Annotated in this window: 26 protein-coding genes; 12 read left to right on the top strand and 14 right to left on the bottom strand. The window is 50.0% G+C overall.

Annotation, left to right across the window (positions count from 1 at the left end):
• The coding region (locus LH51_RS00340) for a sensor histidine kinase (RefSeq protein WP_036518645.1) at positions 1 to 346 on the top strand (346 nt) is incomplete at its 5' end.
• Between the two features lie 31 nt (positions 347 to 377).
• The gene (locus tag LH51_RS00335) at positions 378 to 989 is read left to right on the top strand and encodes a nucleoside 2-deoxyribosyltransferase (protein ID WP_052063303.1); all 612 of its coding nucleotides are present in this window, start codon (positions 378 to 380) and stop codon (positions 987 to 989) included.
• 120 nt (positions 990 to 1,109) lie between these two features.
• Here the strand turns inward: LH51_RS00335 and yiaY are convergent, their stop codons facing one another.
• Positions 1,110 to 2,198, bottom strand: a complete 1,089-nt coding sequence (gene yiaY, locus LH51_RS00330) for an L-threonine dehydrogenase (RefSeq protein ID WP_235263352.1) — start codon at positions 2,196 to 2,198, stop codon at positions 1,110 to 1,112.
• A 269-nt stretch (positions 2,199 to 2,467) separates the two neighbouring features.
• Complete coding sequence (katG, locus tag LH51_RS00325; RefSeq protein ID WP_036518642.1) at positions 2,468 to 4,642, bottom strand: catalase/peroxidase HPI; 2,175 nt, start codon at positions 4,640 to 4,642, stop codon at positions 2,468 to 2,470.
• Between the two features lie 327 nt (positions 4,643 to 4,969).
• On the opposite strand from katG, the gene LH51_RS00320 reads away from it, so the two are divergent.
• The 3 genes from LH51_RS00320 (at position 4,970) to LH51_RS00310 (ending at position 7,814) form a co-directional block, all read left to right on the top strand.
• Positions 4,970 to 5,413: a lipocalin family protein gene (locus tag LH51_RS00320; RefSeq protein ID WP_235263350.1), complete on the top strand. Its 444-nt coding sequence runs from the start codon at positions 4,970 to 4,972 to the stop codon at positions 5,411 to 5,413.
• 207 nt (positions 5,414 to 5,620) lie between these two features.
• Entirely contained in the window at positions 5,621 to 7,213 is a 1,593-nt protein-coding gene (locus LH51_RS00315) for a PAS domain S-box protein (protein WP_160173658.1), read from the top strand.
• 157 nt (positions 7,214 to 7,370) lie between these two features.
• Positions 7,371 to 7,814: a hypothetical protein gene (locus tag LH51_RS00310; protein ID WP_052063302.1), complete on the top strand. Its 444-nt coding sequence runs from the start codon at positions 7,371 to 7,373 to the stop codon at positions 7,812 to 7,814.
• A gap of 159 nt (positions 7,815 to 7,973) precedes the next feature.
• On the opposite strand, the gene LH51_RS00305 is transcribed toward LH51_RS00310, so the two are convergent.
• From LH51_RS00305 to LH51_RS00295, 3 genes are all read right to left on the bottom strand, one after another.
• Entirely contained in the window at positions 7,974 to 8,873 is a 900-nt protein-coding gene (locus LH51_RS00305; RefSeq protein WP_235263349.1) for an MBL fold metallo-hydrolase, read from the bottom strand.
• Positions 8,874 to 9,143: 270 nt separating this feature from the next.
• On the bottom strand, positions 9,144 to 10,556 hold the full coding sequence (locus LH51_RS00300; protein ID WP_081960585.1) for a dihydrolipoyl dehydrogenase: 1,413 nt from the start codon (positions 10,554 to 10,556) through the stop codon (positions 9,144 to 9,146).
• A gap of 118 nt (positions 10,557 to 10,674) precedes the next feature.
• The gene (locus LH51_RS00295) at positions 10,675 to 11,145 is read right to left on the bottom strand and encodes an MgtC/SapB family protein (RefSeq protein ID WP_036518637.1); all 471 of its coding nucleotides are present in this window, start codon (positions 11,143 to 11,145) and stop codon (positions 10,675 to 10,677) included.
• Positions 11,146 to 11,396: 251 nt separating this feature from the next.
• On the opposite strand from LH51_RS00295, the gene LH51_RS00290 reads away from it, so the two are divergent.
• Both LH51_RS00290 and LH51_RS00285 read left to right on the top strand, forming a co-directional pair.
• Entirely contained in the window at positions 11,397 to 11,678 is a 282-nt protein-coding gene (locus tag LH51_RS00290) for a DUF883 family protein (protein WP_052063301.1), read from the top strand.
• Positions 11,678 to 11,953: a hypothetical protein gene (locus tag LH51_RS00285; protein ID WP_200881811.1), complete on the top strand. Its 276-nt coding sequence runs from the start codon at positions 11,678 to 11,680 to the stop codon at positions 11,951 to 11,953. Before LH51_RS00290 ends, LH51_RS00285 begins: the two co-directional genes overlap by 1 nt.
• Before the next feature lie 5 nt (positions 11,954 to 11,958).
• Here LH51_RS00285 and LH51_RS00280 read toward each other — a convergent pair whose 3' ends face one another.
• The 7 genes from LH51_RS00280 to LH51_RS21020 form a co-directional block, all read right to left on the bottom strand.
• Positions 11,959 to 12,390, bottom strand: a complete 432-nt coding sequence (locus LH51_RS00280) for a hypothetical protein (RefSeq protein ID WP_036518633.1) — start codon at positions 12,388 to 12,390, stop codon at positions 11,959 to 11,961.
• The gene (locus LH51_RS00275; protein ID WP_036518631.1) at positions 12,387 to 13,562 is read right to left on the bottom strand and encodes an AI-2E family transporter; all 1,176 of its coding nucleotides are present in this window, start codon (positions 13,560 to 13,562) and stop codon (positions 12,387 to 12,389) included. The genes LH51_RS00280 and LH51_RS00275 overlap by 4 nt, the downstream gene beginning before the upstream one ends.
• Positions 13,563 to 13,577: 15 nt before the next feature.
• Entirely contained in the window at positions 13,578 to 13,793 is a 216-nt protein-coding gene (locus LH51_RS00270) for a DUF3185 family protein (RefSeq protein WP_036518629.1), read from the bottom strand.
• 101 nt (positions 13,794 to 13,894) lie between these two features.
• On the bottom strand, positions 13,895 to 14,287 hold the full coding sequence (locus LH51_RS00265; RefSeq protein ID WP_036518626.1) for a PRC-barrel domain-containing protein: 393 nt from the start codon (positions 14,285 to 14,287) through the stop codon (positions 13,895 to 13,897).
• The gene (locus tag LH51_RS23245; protein ID WP_268746495.1) at positions 14,284 to 14,418 is read right to left on the bottom strand and encodes a hypothetical protein; all 135 of its coding nucleotides are present in this window, start codon (positions 14,416 to 14,418) and stop codon (positions 14,284 to 14,286) included. The genes LH51_RS00265 and LH51_RS23245 overlap by 4 nt, the downstream gene beginning before the upstream one ends.
• A 124-nt stretch (positions 14,419 to 14,542) precedes the next feature.
• Positions 14,543 to 14,947 (bottom strand): phospholipase D-like domain-containing protein, encoded by a 405-nt coding sequence (locus LH51_RS21025; RefSeq protein ID WP_200881810.1) that lies wholly within the window; start codon positions 14,945 to 14,947, stop codon positions 14,543 to 14,545.
• 8 nt (positions 14,948 to 14,955) lie between these two features.
• Complete coding sequence (locus LH51_RS21020; protein ID WP_200881809.1) at positions 14,956 to 15,750, bottom strand: phospholipase D-like domain-containing protein; 795 nt, start codon at positions 15,748 to 15,750, stop codon at positions 14,956 to 14,958.
• Between the two features lie 169 nt (positions 15,751 to 15,919).
• Between LH51_RS21020 and LH51_RS21795 the strand changes: the two genes are divergently transcribed.
• The 3 genes from LH51_RS21795 to LH51_RS21015 are packed head-to-tail and all read left to right on the top strand — an operon-like array spanning position 15,920 to position 18,059.
• Positions 15,920 to 16,534 carry a catalase gene (locus tag LH51_RS21795; RefSeq protein ID WP_235263347.1) on the top strand — a complete coding sequence of 205 codons (615 nt, stop codon included), beginning with the start codon at positions 15,920 to 15,922 and terminating at the stop codon, positions 16,532 to 16,534.
• Entirely contained in the window at positions 16,483 to 17,712 is a 1,230-nt protein-coding gene (locus LH51_RS00255) for a catalase (RefSeq protein WP_235263345.1), read from the top strand. The genes LH51_RS21795 and LH51_RS00255 overlap by 52 nt, the downstream gene beginning before the upstream one ends.
• Positions 17,703 to 18,059, top strand: a complete 357-nt coding sequence (locus tag LH51_RS21015) for a DJ-1/PfpI family protein (protein WP_200881808.1) — start codon at positions 17,703 to 17,705, stop codon at positions 18,057 to 18,059. Before LH51_RS00255 ends, LH51_RS21015 begins: the two co-directional genes overlap by 10 nt.
• Positions 18,060 to 18,096: 37 nt before the next feature.
• Here the strand turns inward: LH51_RS21015 and LH51_RS00250 are convergent, their stop codons facing one another.
• Positions 18,097 to 18,414 carry a GlsB/YeaQ/YmgE family stress response membrane protein gene (locus LH51_RS00250; RefSeq protein ID WP_235263344.1) on the bottom strand — a complete coding sequence of 106 codons (318 nt, stop codon included), beginning with the start codon at positions 18,412 to 18,414 and terminating at the stop codon, positions 18,097 to 18,099.
• A gap of 165 nt (positions 18,415 to 18,579) precedes the next feature.
• Between LH51_RS00250 and LH51_RS00245 the strand changes: the two genes are divergently transcribed.
• Entirely contained in the window at positions 18,580 to 19,194 is a 615-nt protein-coding gene (locus tag LH51_RS00245) for a hypothetical protein (protein ID WP_036518624.1), read from the top strand.
• 48 nt (positions 19,195 to 19,242) lie between these two features.
• Positions 19,243 to 19,824, top strand: a complete 582-nt coding sequence (locus tag LH51_RS00240; RefSeq protein ID WP_036518622.1) for a hypothetical protein — start codon at positions 19,243 to 19,245, stop codon at positions 19,822 to 19,824.
• Between the two features lie 235 nt (positions 19,825 to 20,059).
• On the opposite strand, the gene LH51_RS21010 is transcribed toward LH51_RS00240, so the two are convergent.
• Complete coding sequence (locus LH51_RS21010; RefSeq protein WP_200881807.1) at positions 20,060 to 20,395, bottom strand: PRC-barrel domain-containing protein; 336 nt, start codon at positions 20,393 to 20,395, stop codon at positions 20,060 to 20,062.
• Positions 20,396 to 20,676: the final 281 nt, after the last annotated feature.

The following is a 20,676-nucleotide window of genomic DNA, read 5'->3' as shown; positions in this document are numbered from 1 at the left end:
GGACACCTACCCCGGCCCTCTGGAACAGGTGTTGATTAACCTGATCCAGAATGCCTTGATACATGCCTTCGAAATACAGCCGGGAAGCATCCGTATTACAGCCACGGCCTCTGATGAGTGGGTGTATTTGCGAGTGCGCGATGACGGTAAGGGTATGACAGAGGCCATCCAGCAGCGCATTTTTGAGCCCTTCTTTACCACGCGTCTTGGCCAAGGAGGCAGCGGTCTGGGGTTAAGTCTGGTTCACAACATGGTCACTGGCATATTGGGTGGTAAAATTCGCTTGATCAGTCAGCCAGGGCAGGGCAGCGAGTTTGAGCTGACCTTGCCACGTTCATCTGCATGATTTTTTATTTTTCCAATAAAGCGGAAACGGTATGAGCAACCCTATGCAGTCTGACTTATTGAAAAACGAGGCTCTGAAGTTGTTGGTTGAATCTGAACAGCAACCCTTGTCGCCTACCCCGTTCCAGATATACCTGGCCGGTCCCTCGGTGTTTTACCCGAATGTTGCCAGTTTGTCGGCACAGCTCAAAGCCGCTTGCTGCAAACTGGGCATGGAACCCCTTTATCCGCTGGATAATGAAATACAGCAAGGACACCTGACACCTGTCGAAATGGCTCAAGCCATTGCTCAGGCCAATATCCATATGATTCAGAAAGCCGATGCAATCATTGCTGATATCAGCTGTTTCCGTGGTACCGCAATGGATGTGGGTACGGCGTTTGAAATCGGCATGGCCGTGCAGCGAGGCATTCCGGTAATCAGTTACACAGATGCACCACGTCCTGAATACCTGACTCGGGTTAAGGCTGCTGATGGCAGTGTGCGGCAGGAGCAGGGGGTATGGATGGATGCGGTGGGTATGATTGAAGATTTCGGTCTGCAGGAGAATCTGATGATTGCCTGCACCACTGAGTATACCGATCAGGGCGCGGCGATGGCGCTGTCAATGGTCAGAGTGTTGCTGTCTGCTGATCGTGCTTAGCTAAGTTATGAACATGGCGTCTTATTTTCAGACGCCATGTTAGCGTTAATCTAAATTACGTTTACCAGGCGCTTTTGAAAATTTCCTCAATTTGAGCCTGTGTTGCTTGGATCGGGTTAGTTATTCCACAGGCATCCTTAAGGCATTTTCAGCCAGAATGGGGATGTCTTCCTGCTTGGCACCCAAGTCAGCCAGTCCACGTGGAATACCCACCTGATCTTTAAGTGCCTTGATCGCCTCGATGCAGGCGTCTGCGCCAGCTTGTGCTGATTCGCTGGCGGCCAGTCCCATTGCCTGACCTACTTGCGCCAGGCGTTCAGCCGCTACCTGGCTGTTAAAGGTTTGTACATGAGGCAGTAGTACGGCATTACATACCCCGTGTGGCAGATCATAAAAACCACCCAGTTGGTGGGCCATGGCATGCACATAACCCAACGATGCATTGTTGAACGCCATACCGGCCAGGAACTGGGCATAGGCCATCTGCTCACGAGCCTCCATGTCATCTCCCTGAGCAACCGCACGAGGCAGATACTGAGCAATCAGTTCGACAGCTTTCAAGGCGCAGGCATCGGTGATAGGGGTAGCGGCGATGGAAACATAGGCTTCAATCGCATGGGTTAAGGCATCCATCCCTGTTGCCGCTGTCAATTGGCGAGGCATACCCCGCATGGTCAATGGATCATTGACCGACAGAATAGGCGTGGTGTGTTTATCCACTATGGCCATTTTAATATGACGGGTTTCATCGGTGATGATACAAAAACGTGTCATTTCACTGGCTGTACCTGCGGTTGTATTGATGGCCACCAGCGGCAATTGGGGTAGGGCAGATTTATCCACACCTTCAAAATCTCGTATATTGCCGCCATTGGTGGCGACCAGAGCTATGCCCTTGGCGCAGTCGTGAGGTGATCCACCTCCTAACGAAATCACCAGATCACAGTTGCCTACTTTAAGTAATGCCAGTCCAGCCTCAACGTTGGCAGTGGTTGGGTTGGGGTGTACCTCGGCAAAGACACTGCACTGGATGCCTGTCTGTTGTAGTGAGGCTGTGACCTGATCTACCAGTCCTGCCGCGACCAAACCTGCATCCGTGACAATCAGCGCATGCTTGAAGCCCTTTTTTTGAACGGTGTCGATGGCTTGCGCAAGTGCGCCTTCACCCATTAGATTCAATGAGGGAATATGAAATTCGCTGACCGTCATGGTCTATCTCCTTGTTGATAACTGATTAGACTTTAGTTTATCAAGTTAGACGGTGAACCCTTTGATCCGAATCAAGTTCAAGGGTAGTAAGAACAGGCACGCATAGCTTACTGTACTTGTGCACAAAAACCGGGGACAAGCCTGTGTATAACCCGTGGGGGAATCTGGCAAGTCGCTGCTGGTGTGGCGTTGAGAGGGGCTGGGTAGTAAACACACAGCATAATCAATGAACGCCCCGTAGGGCGCTCATTGGTCACAAAGGTTGATGATCAGTGCAGATCAAAACGATCCGCATTCATCACCTTGGTCCAGGCTTTGACGAAATCCTGCACGAACTTCTCTTTAGCGTCATCCTGCGCATAGACCTCCGCATAAGCGCGTAGGATCGAGTTGGAACCAAACACCAGATCCGCACGTGTTGCTGTCCACTTAACCTTACCCGACTTGCGTTCTACTATCTCGTAGGAGTTCTTGCCAGTAGGCTTCCAACTGTTATGCATATCGGTCAGGTTGACGAAAAAGTCATTGGTCAACTGTCCTGCGTTATCGGTGAACACGCCATGTTGACTACCACCATGATTGGTGCCCAGTACCCGCATGCCACCCATCAGCACGGTCATCTCTGGTGCCGTCAGGCCCATGAGTTGTGCACGGTCCAGCAGCAGTTCTTCCGGACTAACGGCGTAATCTTTCTTCACCCAGTTGCGGAAGCCGTCATGCACTGGTTCCAGATAGCTGAAGGACTCAGCATCGGTCATCTCGGCCGTGGCATCACCACGACCTGGTGAGAAAGGTACAGAGACCTCTATGCCTGCTGCTTTGGCGGCCTGCTCTATGCCAACATTACCCGCCAGCACGATAACATCCGCAACACTGGCACCTGTTTCGGCGGCAATGCCTTCCAGTACGCCCAGTACTTTAGCCAGGCGAGCCGGCTCATTTCCTTCCCAGTCTTTCTGGGGAGCTAAACGGATACGTGCACCGTTGGCACCGCCGCGCATATCCGAACCACGAAAAGTTCGTGCACTGTCCCAGGCAGTTGCGACCATTTCACTGATGCTTAGACCGCAGGCGGCAATGTTTGCTTTCACGGCCGCGACATCATAGTCACTGTTACCAGCCGGAACAGGGTCCTGCCAGATCAGATCTTCCTGAGGTACTTCCGGACCTATATAACGGGCTTTGGGGCCCATATCACGGTGTGTCAGTTTGAACCAGGCGCGGGCAAATACCTCACTGAAGTACTCCGGATCCTTATAGAAACGCTCCGAAATCTGGCGATATTCCGGGTCCATTTTCATTGCTATATCGGCATCGGTCATGATTGGATTATGACGGATAGAAGGATCTTCCACATCGACCGGTTTGTCTTCCTTCTTGATATTGACCGGTTCCCACTGCCAGGCTCCAGCCGGACTTTTTTTCAGTTCCCACTCGTAGTTCAGTAGCAGATAGAAATAGCCGTTATCCCATTGGGTCGGATTGGTTGTCCAGGCTCCTTCCAGTCCACTGGTTACCGTATCACGGCCAACACCCCGCTTGGTTTTGTTGTTCCAGCCCAATCCTTGCTCATCTATGTCAGCCGCTTCCGGTTCGCCACCCAGCAAACTGGCATCACCATTACCATGGCACTTGCCTACTGTGTGTCCACCGGCAGTCAGCGCGACAGTTTCTTCATCATTCATTGCCATGCGCTCGAAGGTCTCACGCACATCTTTGGCAGTTTTCAGCGGGTCTGGATTACCATCAACACCTTCCGGGTTAACATAGATCAGACCCATCATGACCGCAGCCAGCGGGTTTTCCAGATCACGCTCACCGGAATAGCGGCTTTTTGCATCGTCACTGGGTGCCAGCCATTCCTCTTCTGCACCCCAGTAGATATCTTCTTCTGGGTGCCAGATATCCTCACGACCAAAGGCAAAGCCATAGGTTTTTAAGCCCATGGATTCATACGCCACATTACCCGCAAGAATGATCAGGTCAGCCCAGCTGATCTTGTTGCCGTACTTTTGCTTGATTGGCCAGAGCAGGCGCCGTGCCTTGTCCAGATTGGCATTGTCCGGCCAGGAGTTCAGTGGTGCAAAACGCTGGTTACCTGTACCGGCACCGCCACGGCCATCGGCAACACGGTAGGAACCTGCCGCATGCCAGGCCATGCGGATCATCAGGCCGCCGTAGTGCCCCCAGTCAGCAGGCCACCAGTCCTGGCTATCAGTCATAAAGTCGGTCAGGTCTTTTTTTAGAGCCGCTACATCCAGGCTTTTCACCGCTTCACGGTAATTAAAGTTCTGACCCAACGGGTTGGTCTTGCTGTCGTGTTGGTGAAGAATATTCAGGTTTAGCGCATTCGGCCACCAAGCCATATTTGTTTTGCCGCTGCTGGTGTTGGCGCCATGCATCACGGGGCATTTACCAAAGGAACCGGCATTATTGTTGTCCATATCACTCTCCTGTTTTGACTTGCACATTGTGTAACTGCCAATATTTATAAGGGCATTTACACTTCACTAACAGGATAGATGAAAACTGGGTATTCCTCTTTATTTACTCAATTTTAATTAATTACTGCTTTGATAGTTTATATCTATGGTGTGTCTCGCTCAGTAGATCAGTGCTAATTCCGACAGCCTCCCAGGCTCCAAAATCGTAAAGCATGCGTATCAGTAATCATGTTTCAATGGGTAACTTAAATGTTCAAATTATCAGTTCTAATAGTGTGTTTAGTGTTTTTAACAGCTTGTAGCGGTGTACCTGACAAGGTAACACCTGTGAGCCCTTTCGATCTAAATAAATACTTGGGTGAATGGCATGAAATAGCACGCCTCGATCATCGATTTGAAAAAGGGCTAACACAGGTGACTGCACAGTATTCACTTCGTGATGATGGCGGGGTGAGCGTTATTAACCGTGGCTTTAATGCAGCTGAGCAGCGTTGGAATGTGGCTGAAGGCAAAGCTTATTTCGTGGAAGGCACAGATGTCGGTAGGCTTAAGGTTTCTTTTTTTGGTCCTTTTTATGGCGGCTACAACATTGCGAAGTTGGATGACGACTACACGCTGGCGCTGGTGGTGGGGCCTACAACAGACTATGCTTGGTTATTAGCACGAACAAAAGATCAATCGAAAACTGATTGTGATCTTTATATACAAGAAGCTGAGCATATCGGTATTGATAGGGATTCTTGGATATGGTTACAGCCATGCACCGATTAGTTCAGTTTTCCTGGTGTACGAAACTTCCAAATATATCCAAGGTGTCATGATGCTTTTTAACTTCAGTAACTTATCTTCACGTTCATTAGATCAAACGACTATTGCAGTCGTGACTATTGATAATAAAAACTGCGTGATCTATTACAATGATGCGGCTGAGCTGCTCTGGGATATTCGCGTAATGAAGTGCTGGGCCAGAATGTTAAAATGCTTGTTCCACAAATGCACCGGGCCAGCCATGACAGTTACGTGAATCGCCATCGTGATCAGGGTGGCGACCGAATTGTTGGCTCTGCGGTAGAAGTTCCTATTGAGCGTAAAGACGGCAGCACATCCTGGATCAATATTACCCTGTCAAAAATCAAGGTGGGTAAACAGCAGTACTACACTGGTTTTGCCCGCGATTGCAGTAAGGAGCGAGCTGAGCGCTCTGTTGTAGAGCAGGTGCTTGAACAAGCTAATGATGGTGTGATTACCATTGACGCTAAAAATGAAATTATTTTTGCCAATCCGGCGGCTGAAGCCCTGTGGGGATACAGCCGTGACGAACTCATGGGCAAAAATGTAAAAATGTTGGTGGCACCAGAGCATCAGGGTAATCACGATAAGTATGTCAATCGTAACCGTGAAACAGGTATCAACCGAATTATAGGTAAGCCGATTGAGTTACCTATACACACCCGTAGCGGTGAGCTGCGTTGGGGGCTTTTTACCCTGGCGCGCATCGTTGTTGCTGATCAGGTGCTTTTTACCGCATTTGTCAAAGATGTGACCGACGAAGTACTGAAGCGAGATGAAATAGCCATGCTCTCGCTGGTGGCTAACAAAACCAGCAATGCCGTTATTATCACCGACAAAAAAGGTGCAATTGTTTATAGCAACAAGGGCTTTGAGATGATGACGGGGTATACCCTCGATCAGGTAAAAGGGCGTGTACCAGGCAGCTTTCTTCAAGGGCCTGATACCAATCCTGAAACGGTTGAGCATATCCGTACCAAGCTTCAGTATGGCGAGCCTTTTTATGAAGAAATTCTAAATTACACGCGTGATGGCAAACCCTACTGGATTGCTATGTCCATAGACCCGGTGTTCGATGATCGCGGCCAGGTGAGCCATTATATCTCGGTTCAGGCTGATATCACTCATACCAAGCAAAGTGCCAAAGACTCAATGGATCGTCTCAGCCTGATGGACGAAGCGCTGATGGTTGTTGAATGGCAACCTTCCGGCCAGGTGGCGCACATGAATGCGTTATTCCTGGAACGTGCAGGGAATGCTGATAGCGCCAGAAATGCGGCCGCCACTATCTGGCAGCAGATCCAGGCAGAAAAAAAGAACATTGGCTCAAGCCATAATGCTAAACAAATAAAACTCATCGTCAGTTTTACTGATCATAAAGGACTGCTGAGATCCTTTGATGCGCGCATTTGTGAGCTAAATGACCTTGAAGGAAAGGTTACCCGTTATGTTGTCTTCGGTGTCGATATTACTGATCGGCAGATTGCGTTAAAAGAAACCAATCAGGCAATGGGTGAGTTGTTGAGTGTGGGTAATGAGATTGGCAATATTGTCGGAAGTATTGCCGGGATCGCCGGACAAACCAATCTGTTAGCGCTTAATGCCGCCATCGAGGCGGCGCGTGCCGGTGAGGCAGGTCGAGGCTTTGCTGTCGTGGCTTCAGAAGTTCGCGATCTTGCCAGCCGTTCTTCAGACTCGGCTGGTCAGATCACTAAACTGGTTGAAGCAACACGTGCGCGTATAGACGAACTGGCCAAATCACTTGATCGTATTGATAGCTGATTTTTGCTTTTAAATCGCTGTTTTGCTGCCACTTAGGTATTTCTGCTTGTGATGCTTTTCAGTATTTGAGCTTATTCCCAGCGTAATAATGCTATAAAAATTAGTTTATGCTAATATGTTCTTAGTATATTCCTAATTAATACGATGGAGACAGCTCATGAAGAAACGCAACTATGCCGCATTGATTTTAGGTGTATTCCTGCTGGCGCCACTCGCTGTTCAGGCCGCAGGCCACGAGCAGGCTGGAGAAAAAGCACTGATTATGGTCAACAGTGATTCTCTGATGACACAGGGTATGGCCATGGTGCTGGGCAATTCGATGCAGGGCCAGGGTGTGCAGGTTGATGTACTCCTGTGTGACCAGGCGGCGGATCTGGCGTTGCAGGAAACAACCAGTGCAGAATTAAAGCCAAACGATGTAACGCCTGAACAACTGATGATGAAATTGCAGCAGGGTGGTGCCACTATCAGCGTGTGTGCCCTGTATCTTCCCAATAGCGGTAATGACATGGATGCTTTACGTGAAGGGGTAGAGGTTGCGGCTCCACCGGCTATCGCCGAGCAAATGATGGCGACAGATACGCGCGTATTTAGCTTCTGAATAAATGCGTGTTAAATAGTATTTTTCTACTAAACAATAATGGGGCCATATAGCCCCATTATTGTTTGTTTAAACAGAGCCAAATGATCGCTCAGTGTGAAGAAGGAGGAGACCCCGGTAGTCACTATCTCAGCCCGCATCCTGTTGTATCCCAACGGCTCAAAACAAGTTAATCGGAATTTTTAAATACACCTGGCCATTGTCTTCGGCAGGAGGCATTTCACCCGCACGCATGTTCACCTGCACAGAAGGTAAAATCAGAGTAGGCATAGCCAGTGTAGCGTCACGTTCGGTACGCATGCGTACAAACTCGGCTTCACTGATGCCTTCATGTACATGAATATTGTTTTTGCGTTGTTCAGCTACGCTGGTCTCATGCACATATTCTTTGCGTCCTGGCGCCTTATAATCATGGCACAGAAAAATACGCGTTTCGGCTGGCAGGCTCAGCACTTTCTGAATGGAGCGATATAAAGTTTTCGCATCGCCACCCGGGAAATCGCAGCGTGCGGTGCCGTAATCAGGCATAAACAGGGTGTCTCCGACAAATACGGCATCACCGATTACATAGCTCAGACAGGCTGGTGTGTGTCCCGGTGTGTGGAGTATGTAACCTTCCATATTGCCGATCGCGAAGCGGTCACCTTCGTTGAATAACCGGTCAAACTGGCTGCCATCACGGGCAAACTCGGTTCCGGCATTAAAGGCTTTTCCAAAGGTTTCCTGAACCAGGGTAATCATGGCACCTATGCCGGTTTTGCCACCGAGTGCCTCATGCAAATAAGGAGCTGCTGATAAGTGGTCAGCGTGTACATGGGTTTCCAGAATCCACTCAACCTGAAGCTTTTCGGCTTTAACGTAGGCAATGATTGCATCGGCCGAATGCACGTCAGTGCGACCACTGGCGTAATCAAAATCCAGCACTGAATCGATAATGGCACAAGCCTTGGATGTAGGATCCTGTACCACGTAACTAAAGGTATTGGTCGGCTCGTCAAAAAAGGCTTTAACCTTTGGTGTCATTGGCGAATCGATGTGATGATTGGCTAAGTCACTCATGCTGTATCTCCTGGGTGCTGATAGTGAGTGCTGGCTGCTGCTTAAAAATTACCCTCACTTCTGTTAAAGAAAAGAGGGTAACATTTCAGACTACAATAGCTTAGTGTAGTTTTTACAGCTGCTTAGTTTAGAAGTAAAAATCAACACACTCGTATTCACCGGAATTAACGCGCTTATCCACGCCTGGATGAATCATGCCATAGGCGCGTGCTACATCCATTATTTCATGCTCTTCACTGACTATAATGCTGTCACGGGTAATCAGTTCGCTTAATTTAGCGCCTCTGCTTCATAATTACTGCAGGTTACTAGATCTCGTTGGCTGCCATTTAATTGCCCCGCGATGTCTCTAAGCGCCGAACGTAACCCTTCTTCAAGAACAGGATGATAGAAGGGCATTCCAAGCAAATCCTGAACAGTTAAGTGACGGCCTATCGCTAAGGCGAGTAGATGTGACATATGCTCGGCAGCGGGACAGCACATCTCAGCACCGAGCAGCAGGCCATCAGATTGCCTTGCATAAATACGCATCAGACCGTTATTGCGTTGAGCGCTGAGTGCCCGTCCTTGCGTTGCAAAGTTAATACTACCGATCAGGCTGGCAGGCTGATCAAGTTCGCTGTAACGCACACCCACAGCGGCAATGCCGGGATCAGAAAATACAACGGCCAGGGGTGTGCGACGTTGGAAACAGGTGACGTCATCAGCTGTGGCATTTAAGCCTGCGATATATCCCTCATCGGCGGCTTCGTGAAGCAAGCTGACATCCGCATTCGCGTCACCGGCAATAAAAATAGGAAGATTCTCGATCTGCATTGTATGACGGTCAAATGAAGGCATGCCTCGTGAATCAAGCGAAACACCCAATCTATCCAGGCCTAAATTATCTACATTGGGTTTACGTCCGACAGCAGCCAAAACTTTATCAACCTCAATCGATACAGGTCCCGCTTCAACACGAACACCCTCAGCAGTCCCTGTTAATTCAACTTCATGACTCGTATAAATAGAAAATTCTGATTCGAGCGAAGTGCGCAGTGTCTTGGCTATTTCTGGATCAGAAACGCCTGCAATTTGATCTGTTTTACCAAACGCATGAACGTCTATACCCAGACGCGAAAGTGCCTGAGCTATCTCGACACCAATTGGACCCAATCCAATGATAGCCATGCGCTTGGGTAAGTCTTTTTGCTCAAAAAAATTATCTGTGGTGAGTATTTTATCGCCAAGTTGCATCCAGGGTTTTGGCATGATTGGTGTAGAACCGGTTGCGAGAATAATTCGTTTGGCTTTGAAGGTATTACTGCCTACCTTGACAGTTTGGTGATCAAGCAGGATCGCTCGTCCCGAAATACTGCGCTCACCGAGGCCTTCAGTAGATTTAAGCACACCTTTCACAAAACGATCACGCAGATTTCTGACCCGCTGCATCACGGCTGGCAGGTCGATAGTCAGATTTTGATGGCCGCGAATGCCAAAGGCTTCGGCTTTGTGACGGGCATGGAAGGCATTCGCCGCTTCGATTAACACCTTTGAGGGCATACAACCCACACGTGCGCAGGTGGTGCCATAGGGACCCTCATTAATCAGCAAAAAGTTGTCTGTTTGCTTGCTAATCTGTTTGACAGCAGCCAGGCCTGCAGACCCCGCTCCGATAACAATGGCATCTAATTTTGTATTCATCATCTAATCCTGGCCTTTGTAGTCGAATGTTTGACAAGTTCTTTAAAAAAACATTGCGCGCTTTGACTAAGTCACTCATAGAGCCGGTGTTGAAGCCCTGACAAGTGTTCGGAGTAACTCAGTCAGTCTTTTTGTTTACCTGCGGGCTCAACAGTGCTTTGGCCGGAGTTACAATTCGCAGGGTAAAGAACGTCAGGACACTCAAAATCAGCGCAATTTCGAGTCGTCCGGTGGCTACTGATATTCCTATTGCTCCGGTTAACCACAGGCTTGCGGCGGTAGCTGTGCCGGATACGAAGCTTTCACCTTGAACTACATTTTTGAGGATGGCACCACCGCCAATAAATCCTATACCGGTAATAATACCTTCCATAACACGTGCTTCGGCATCGGTTGAGCTGAGCACCTGAAGACCAACCAGCATATAGCCGCATGCAGCGACCGCAACCAGGGGAAAGGTACGCAGGCCTGCCGAGCGTTCATGTTTTTCGCGGTCCCAGCCTATGGGTAGGGCGAGGATATAAGCTAAAAATAAATCGCGAACATGCAGTATGACAATGTTCCAATCAAAATCAGGTATCAAGCTCATGTGTCTATACCAGAGGGTTTAAAAATAAAATCGAAAATAGAAAATCGTAAATAGAAAGAGTTACGTGTATCTATATTCAACTGAAGGTTAGCAACTGCTGATCAATGTAGCCTGCGGTTAGTCGGGATTCAAGGTCGGCCTTTGTTCGGTGCCGCGCAGACGGGTGGTGGTATTTAGGTGAGAATTCTTGGTACATGCCAGTGGACGCCAACCGGCAGCCAGCATGTCTCAACAGATCAATGGAGAAAACCATGAGTAAATTTAGTGACCACGCCACCACAGACCGTCTTTCTGATAGTGCCCATGATTCGGTGGATCAGATCGCCAATTCAGCAGGAAAAGCCGAAGAACGTATTCGTCATGAGGCCGCAGATGCTAAAGCCTATGCCAGGGATGCCGGACAGAAAACCAAGGAGCGCACCGATGAAGCTATGAATACTGTTAGCGTCTTCGTGCAAGATAATCCTTTGATCGCACTGGGCTTAGCCTTTGCCGCAGGCACCTTGCTGTCGACCTTTAAACGTCGCTCTTAGTGTCTCGTAGCAACCAGTTGAGGCAGGAGGCCGCGCAGCTGCGCGGCCAGATTGACTGTCGGGCCGGTGTGATTCATCAGCGTATCGACAGCCTGATGTATCAGCTACGGACCTTGGCTCGCAACCCGGCTGCACTGCCAGTTGCGTTTGTCTGTGGCATTCTGGCAGCACGCCTGCATCTGCCGGGCATCAAACGCATCTACGGGCTCCTGGCAGGTCAGGTAAAAAACCTGCAGATCGTCTCCAGCCTCATCAGTTCATATACAATTCGTTAACCACCTCACTCTTCCTGTGGCCGCTGCGGCTCTGCAGGGACAGCGAGGCACTGAGCTTGGCTCACCAGGTTGTTTAGGCTCGCACGGCTTTCGCGAAAGGTGAGGTCTCGGGTAATGTATCTTAGTCGCCAGATGGCCAGGGTAGCCAGAACCAGGTTTATAAACGCCACCATCAGCAAAGCGCTGGTCAGGTTGAAAACCTGCAGGCTGGCCAGCGCCATAGCTAGCGCCGCTCCGGTAAACAGCCATCCACCCAGCAACAGCAGTGCTATTATCAAGCTTATCCAGATCATTGCCAGCAGCGTGTGACCGAAAAGCTTTGTTTCTATTACTACCAGGTGTGCCATATCAGCCAATAGGTTTTTGATAATGAGCACTATGTCTGAAAAAGCGAGTTTGTTAGCGGTTGTATCCTGAGTGGGTTCTGATTCCTTCATAGTTTCGCACCTCGGCGGTTGTTATGCGTGTTTTCCAGATTAGCTTTGATCTCTCTCCAGATGGCTACGAAGAAAGCTGTCAGAGGGACCGCGAGTACCATGCCGATAATGCCACCCAAGACCGTGCCCCAGAAAAACAGTGAGATAATCACCAGGGCTGGGTGTAGTCCTGTACGGTTGGCCATGATTTTTGGTGTCAGCATCCAGCTCTCAACCAGTTGCACTGCCGCGAATACCAGCGCGGCCATCAGCAGCAACTCAAGCCCGCCACTCGGCTGAAAATAGGCCATCGGCAGAACCACCAATAGACCAATCAAGGAGCCGAGGAAGGGGACGATATTCAGCAGCCCCAGCCCCAGCCCGATGAGTACGCCAAACTCTAGACCGATCAGGGTAAAACTGATCGCATACAGGGCACCCATGCACACGGCAATGATCAGTTGGCCCTGAAAGAAGGTGCTGATGTACTCCACAAAGATATCCATGAAATACAGTGATTTCTGCTGGGCAGGCTTGTGAAAGACTGATAAAAGTTCTGATACCTGTCCGCGGAGTAAGCTTCCGGAACACAGAGCGAAGAACAGGAACAAGGGCACGAAGCTGATTCCTGCCAGCAGCCCTAAATAAGATAGGATGGTTTTACCGGTGTTTTCCATATCGGGCAAAATGGTCTTGGATTCCTCTCCACCATTATTCTCCAGATTGGTTGAAATCATCGAGCTGAGTTGTGGGAAATTGAAGGAGAAATGTGACTGCCAGCTTGCCAGTAGTTCGGGCAACACAGTCATCAACTGGATGGCCTGGTTAACCATAATCGGGACGATCAGGAAAATCAGGCCAGCGATACTTGTAAAAAATACCACCAGTACAATAATGATAGCCAGCAGGTGTGGCAAGTGAAGTCGTCTTTCAAGAAACTCCACCAGCGGATAAAGCACCAGAGCCAGAATACCGGCGAGGGAGAGCGACAGCAGCAGGTTGTAAAATACACTGAGTAACCAGCTAAATGCCCACAGGGTGATTCCGATCAGCGCGGTTAGTGCAATCAGGGAGAACAGAACGGCTGTGTAGCGAAATAAGCGCAGCTCAGCTGGAGTAAACAGTCGCTTATCCGGGGTTGTTATGGCAACCCTTGCTCCGCCATTCTGGGGTTCATGTCTATCATGGGGCATTGTAAGTTTCAGCCTTTAGCCGCCTGTGGATCTACCGAACAGCAGCAGTCCAATACCGGCCACTGAAGCCGCTGCTCCAAGGATAAGGAACCAGGTAGTGGAGTTAGTGAAGCGACCGGTAACGGCCTCTGTTACCTGATCACCCATGCTTTGGGATGACTGGTAGGCAAAGAAAAGCAGAATTATACCTACAACAAGTAACACCAGAGCCAGAACAATATTATTGGTCATTGCAATCTCCTTTTCGCCAAGTCATATGGCTTTGTTTGCAGGGTTGATCCGAGGTAGGGGTATTACCTGGATCTTCCCTGATCATCTTCCGGTTGATCAGATCACCGGGTGTAGTAGGAATCGACAGTCGAGTTCCAGGTAGGATCAGCCATATTTGGCCATTGGTCCTTTTCGAAACCTGGTGCGTTCTTCAGGCGGTCAAGATCTACGTCAAGCAGGAATCGATGGTTCTCCTTGTCCAGAGTCAAGGCTCTCCATGGAACGGCAAACAGGTGATCACCCATGCCTAAAAATCCGCCCGAAGACAATACCGCGTAACGTATCTTGCCCTCAGTGATATCGAGCATAATGTCCTGAATTTTGCCAAGATTTTCATCCTGCAAGTTGAAGACCTCATCACCAGTAATGGTGGTAGCGCTGAGTAAGACTAATCCGGCCTGCAAGTTACCTGCGGCGTCGAATCCACTGTTCAATTGCATCGTTGAATTGTTCATTTGCTATCCTTCTTGCTATCGTTATTGACATCGGCTAACACGGTTTCATGCTTGCCACCAGGCTTCTCAGTTTGATGCTTTTTTTCGGTGCTTTTGTCGCTCTCACTAACCTTGACCTGATTCTTGTTCATGAGTTGGTTTCCAGGTAATTGTTGCGTTCGGGTTCTGTCTCTCACCATGAGTTTACGGTGATTCATCCAAATTAATGGATGCACGAGACAGGGTCTGTGCGTTGTCTAACTTAACTATCCTGAATCAAAGCTGGGATCTGATGGGTAGCAAAACCCTTTCGGACAGCTTTTCGTGCCATGGCCGACTAGTCCAATGGGCAAATGAATAGGGCTCAGATGCCAGCAGGTCGTTTTCGAACACTGCCGTCATCTGCGTGGCAAAGTCATTGCTGTAGATATTCAGATTTGCTTCGTCATTGATCCGAAGCGATCGCATGTCGAAATTGGTTGATCCCACCGAAACAAACATCGTATCTATGATCAAAAGTTTGGTATGCAGCATGGTTGGCTGATAGATATGGATCTCGACTCCTGTTTGCAGTAGCGCTCCCCAGCTTGTTTTGGAGGCTGTCTTGACTGTAATCGCATCAATATGCGGTCCAGGTAATAATATGCGTACCCGAACATTGCGATTACGGGCGGCGATCAAGGCAGCTATCAATAGCCTGTCAGGGACGAAATAGCTGCCGCCAGATCGATAGTTTGTTCAGCAGCGGTGATGGCAAGCAAAAACATCAAGTGCATGCTTTCGCTCCCCCCGGATGGCGAGGCAATAAATACATTCGCATCCATCTCGCCGATCCCCTGCAGGGCTGGAAAGTAGCTCGGACCATTGAGTATCTGGTCAGTGGTCTTGATCCAATTGTCGTTGAAAGCCGCTTGTAACTGTGCAACTACAGGCCCTTCAATGCGGTAGTGTGTGTCTCGCCAATGCTCAGGATCACCACCATCACCAGTCCACTGATCAGCAATACCGACGCCTCCAGTGAAGCCGATGTGGCCATCGACCACCAGCAGTTTTCGATGCGTACGATTGTTCATACGGCCCAGGTTGTACCAGTGCAATGGCCTATATCGATGTATCTGTACACCGTGGTTTTGCATGGAATCCAGTAGTGACTGATCCATTCGGGTGCTACCTACCCAATCGATAATCACATTAACCGGTATGCCTGTGCTGGCACGTTCTGAAAGCGCTTGCGAGAAGGCCTCACCGGTTTCACCTGACCAGTAAATGTGAGTTTCTAACGTGATCGATGTCTGTGCCGAACGAATGGCCAGTAGCATCGCCGGAAAAATCTCCGTGCCGTTTTGCAATGCGATTACGTGATTGCCACCGACTATCGCCGGTCCCAGCAGGACGGACATTTCGCGCTTAAACTGCGGATCGGAGACAGCGAAGCGATGCTCTACCTTACGCTCCACCACCTTCTCGGGTGAATTGAAGACCATCGGTAACTCCTGACAAATCATTGCTAGCCTGTGTGTCAGCCAGAGTCTACCAATAGGGGGCGTCGCGTCAGTGCGGTAGCACACGTAACGCAAAATAGCATGGAGTGACTGAGAAACCAGCCGTCAGGTGCAAGTGTTCGCCAGCAAACAGACAGATCCCGGCAGCCACATGAAAATCGATACAGGTTATCCCCTTATACACCTCACGGAGAACATCATGGCCAGGAACAAAAAACCAGCTCAGTCGCCACGAGCAGGCATCAGTGCTGATGCTAACGCTACGACCTTGACCACCAATCAAGGTGTCCGCATTGAAGATAATCAGAATAGTCTGAAAGCCGGATTGCGTGGCCCTTCGTTACTCGAAGATTTCATTCTGCGGGAAAAAATCACCCATTTCGATCATGAACGTATTCCCGAACGAATCGTTCATGCGCGCGGTTCCGCTGCACACGGATACTTTGAGGCCTATGATGGGTTTACTCAGTACACCCGGGCGGCACCGTTTGCTGAGAAGGGGAAAATCACCCCTGTATTTGCACGCTTTTCCACTGTGGCTGGTGAACGTGGTTCGAAAGACACAGCACGCGACGCCCGTGGCTTCGCTGTAAAGTTCTATAGCGACGAAGGTAACTGGGACCTGGTCGGCAATAACATACCGGTATTTTTCATTCAGGATGCGATGAAATTTCCCGATCTGGTCCATGCCCTCAAGCCGGAACCGCATCACGCATGCCTCAAGCTGGGTCCGCGCATGATACCTTCTGGGATTTTGTTTCGCTGATGCCAGAATCCACCCATATGCTGATGTGGGTAATGTCTGATCGCGGTATTCCCCGCAGCTATCGGATGATGCAGGGCTTTGGCGTGCATACCTTTCGCCTGGTTAACGCGCAGGGCGAATCGGTATTCTGCAAGTTCCACTGGAAGCCGCTGCTGGGAACCCATTCACTGGTCTGGGATGAAGCGGTGAAAGTGGCAGGTGCTGATCCGGATTTTCATCGGCGTGACTTGTGGGAAGCCATCGAGTCGGGTGAATTCCCGGAATGGGAGCTGGGGCTGCAGATATTCACGGAGGAACAAGCCGACGCGTTTAGTTTCGATGTGCTTGATGCGACCAAGCTGATACCGGAAGAGTTGGTGCCACTGCTACCCGTTGGACGCATGGTACTTAACCGCAACCCGGATAACTTTTTTGCCGAAACAGAGCAAGTCGCCTTCTGTACAGCGCACATCATTCCGGGTATCGATTTTTCTAACGATCCATTGCTTGCTGGTCGAATCCATTCCTATGTGGATACGCAGATCACCCGGCTAGGCGGACCCAATTTTCATGAAATTCCAGTCAATGCACCGCTTGCACCGCTACAGAATAACCAGCGCGATGGCATGCACCGTCAAGCAGTAGACCCAGGACGGGTTGCCTATGAACCCAATTCATTGGCCGGTGGTTGTCCTCTTTTAATTGGAGCCACCGGATTTGAGTCATTTCCTGAGGTGATTACTGTAGACAAAGTCCGTGGAAAACCGGAAAAATTTCTTGAGCACTATGCGCAAGCCAGGTTGTTCTTCGACAGTCAGACGGCTATCGAGCAAGAACATATTGTAGCGGCCTTCCGTTTCGAACTGAGCAAGGTCGAAGTGCGCGCCATACGTGAGCGGATGCTGTCCTCGTTGGTGAATGTTTCTGCACAATTGGCTGCAAAGGTCGCTGCCGGTTTGGGAATGGACGTGCCGGAAGCTATGCCGAAGGCTATCACCGATTCACAGCCACCTGAGATCACTATCTCACCAGCCTTGTCATTGATGGCACTGCCGGGCGACGGTGGTATCCGTACGCGCCAGATTGCTGTGTTAGTCGAGAAGGGCGTCCAGTATGCGGCACTCGTCAGTCTTGAGAGTGCTTTGACCGATGCCGGTGCTGTGGTGCATTTCGTGGGCCACATGTGGGGATGTTTGTAGCTGCCAGTGGCGAGAAAATTGAAGCGGGTAAGTCGCTGGAGAATGCTCCGGGTGTCCTGTTCGATGCACTGGTGCTGCCTGATGGTCGTGACGCTGTTCAGTTACTTGCAGGCAACGCGGATGCGCAGGAGTTTATTAAAAATGTATGTAAACACGGCAAAACCCTGCTTGCTTTGGGTGCCGGGCAGGAACTGCTGGAAATGGCTGGCATTAAACCCAGCCGGACTAAAGATGCAGGTATCTTGCTGGCAGAGAGTACCCATGTAGCTGAAATAATACCTGCATTCATGGATGCAATCGCTGCTCATCGTCATCCAGATCGCGAGAGTGAAACACTAACCTCCTGAGTCAGCTTGCCCGCTGCCAGGCAGCGGGCAACAGGGTTCAGTGTTTAGTTCTGCGCTGAAACAGATTGACCAGGGCGAGCAGTATGATCGCGCCAATCAGCGATACGATGAAGCTCATGATGGTGATGCCCTCGTTGATGGAGCCTGCGCCAAGCATGGGTCCGATCAGCCATCCGCCAATCAGTGCACCGACGATACCGACTACAACGTTGAGGATGATGCCCTGCTGGGCGTTAGTGCCCATGATCATGCTTGCGATCCAGCCGACCAGGCCGCCCATAACGAGCCATATAACAATGCCCATAATTTTTTCCTCCAGATGATATGACGCCGCATGCGTCAGTGGAACCAGCATACGGTGACTATTCAGCGGTTACCGTGCGCTAACACACCGACTCAGCAGTGCCTGGCTTCCTACTATTTGAAAACCAGTCGGTCAGTATGTGGCCGATTGGGTAACCTAACCCAATGTGACATCCCGTCTCTTGGCGGCGTGTCCAGAAGCATTAAAGAGTAACCCATGAAAAAGAAACCCTATATCAAGAAGCAACTGCACGAGTTGCTATATCAGGCTCTCGAAACGGAACGCGGGGGTATAAAAATATACGAGGCCGCACTGTCCTGCGCCCAGAATGAGGACCTGAAAGGTGAATGGCAGGAATACCTTGAGCACACACTCAATCACGAGCAACTGCTGATGAAGGTATTTGAAACACTGGATCTCGATCCAAACACCATCACTCCGGGGCGCGAAGTCGTGGCACATATCGGAGAATCTCTGGTTGCTGCGATGAATATGGCCAAGGCGAAAGGTAGCCCAGCAGACGCTCAACTGGTAGCGGGTGAGTGCGTAGTCCTTGCAGAAACCAAGGACCATATGAACTGGGAGTTGATCGGGCATCTGGCAGAGCATGGCGAGGGTGAAGAAACGGCGGCTCTTAAAACTGCGTTCGAAGCGGTTGGTCAGCAAGAGGATCATCACCTCTACCACACCAAAGGATTTACGCGTGAATTGTGGATCGAGTCGCTGGGTTTACCAGCCGTTCTGCCACCGCCTGAGGAGGTCAAGACGGTTGAAAGTGCCATTGGTGCCGCACGGGCGGAAAACCAGCGCGATGACATGCTGCAATCATAGCATTGATGGCCTCCTTGTGGAGGCATCATTATGGAGAAGGAGAGTGTTATGTCAGACATTAACACAGGATCGAAAGCCTTGGGAATGCACAGCGCTGCCGCCAGCGTCAATGACGCGCAGGTAGGGGACAAAGCTGTCTCCTGGGCGGCGATTTTTGCTGGAGCGACAGGTGCAGCGGCCCTGTCGCTATTATTGCTGATTCTCGGTGCCGGGTTGGGGTTTTCCACTGTATCCCCTTGGGCCATGGATAGCTCCAGTACCACCAGGATAGGGTTTGCGGCGATTATGTGGCTGAGCTTTACGCAACTTGCCGCATCCGGAATGGGTGGCTATTTGGCTGGACGTTTGCGAACCCGGTGGGCAGCGGTACACACCGATGAAGTGTATTTTCGCGATACGGCCCACGGCTTTCTAACCTGGGCTGTCGCCTCACTGTTGACGGTCATGGTGCTGACGTCAGTGCTGGGATCCGTCCTTGGAATGGCGGATGGAGTCATTGAGGGTTCGGCTACAGATGATGCGCGTAAAGCATCAGCTTACGGGGCGCTTTGGATGTTTGTAACGCTGCTGGTGGGTGCATTTGCAGCCAGTCTGATGGCGGTATTTGGTGGTCGTCAGCGCGATGCCTGAATCACATTTTGTTAATTTAAAGGATTAATTGAAAGGAGAAAATTATGCGATCAATACTACTGTGGTTTCTCGGGATTCCGATTCCTATCATCATTCTGATCGCGCTGATCCTGTAGCTCGCGATTGCTGGCATACCTGATAAAGGGTATCTGCCGGTGGCATAGAAAAACGGCAGGGGCTTTCGCCCCTGCCGTTTCTCATTTCACTAACAGTAAGAGTTTGTTACTGGTATCGACTAGCGTTTAGCGAAACTAGGCGCAGAACGCAACTGATCACTGGTCACGTCAACAACAAGATCCTTGTCGTCAGCTGTGCCTGATAGGGTGATGTGATCCCAGCCAATGGCTACGTCTTTTTCACCCATGCCCAGGAAACCACCAACGCCGACCAATATAGCCACGACCTGGCCACTTTCGTCAATAATCAGTTCGCTTACCGAACCGATATCATCATCTGCATCGGTGCGAACATTGGCACCAATCAGGTCACTGGCCTGGGTTCCATTAACCGGAGCTGATTCCAGATAGCCGCGATTCGGCATGTCAGTCGTATTGCGTCCGGTTGTTGTCAAAGAGCGACTCTGCCAGAGTCCTGACCCTGTGAGTTTTGGTCACTGAGTGAGGATTTCTGACCATCCTGGTTAAGCTCTGAGCTCTTCTGGTTAGCACCATCCTGTGTAGTGGTTTGTTGGGCCAGCACAGAACCTGCACCAAATGTAATAGCAGGAGTGACTAATGCATAGAATAAAAATGAATTTAGCTTTTTCATATGAATACCTTCATTTCGGGTGTTTAGTCAGACAAAACTGTCTGTTTAACCGCTTCATCACAGCGCTTCTTATCGGCATCATTG

Origin of the sequence: Nitrincola sp. A-D6, assembly GCF_000764495.1 — a bacterium.
In the GTDB taxonomy this organism is placed as follows: Bacteria; Pseudomonadota; Gammaproteobacteria; order Pseudomonadales; family Balneatricaceae; genus Nitrincola.
Note: the sequence above shows the minus strand (reverse complement) of the source record. Positions and strands in the feature narration are given on the sequence as shown.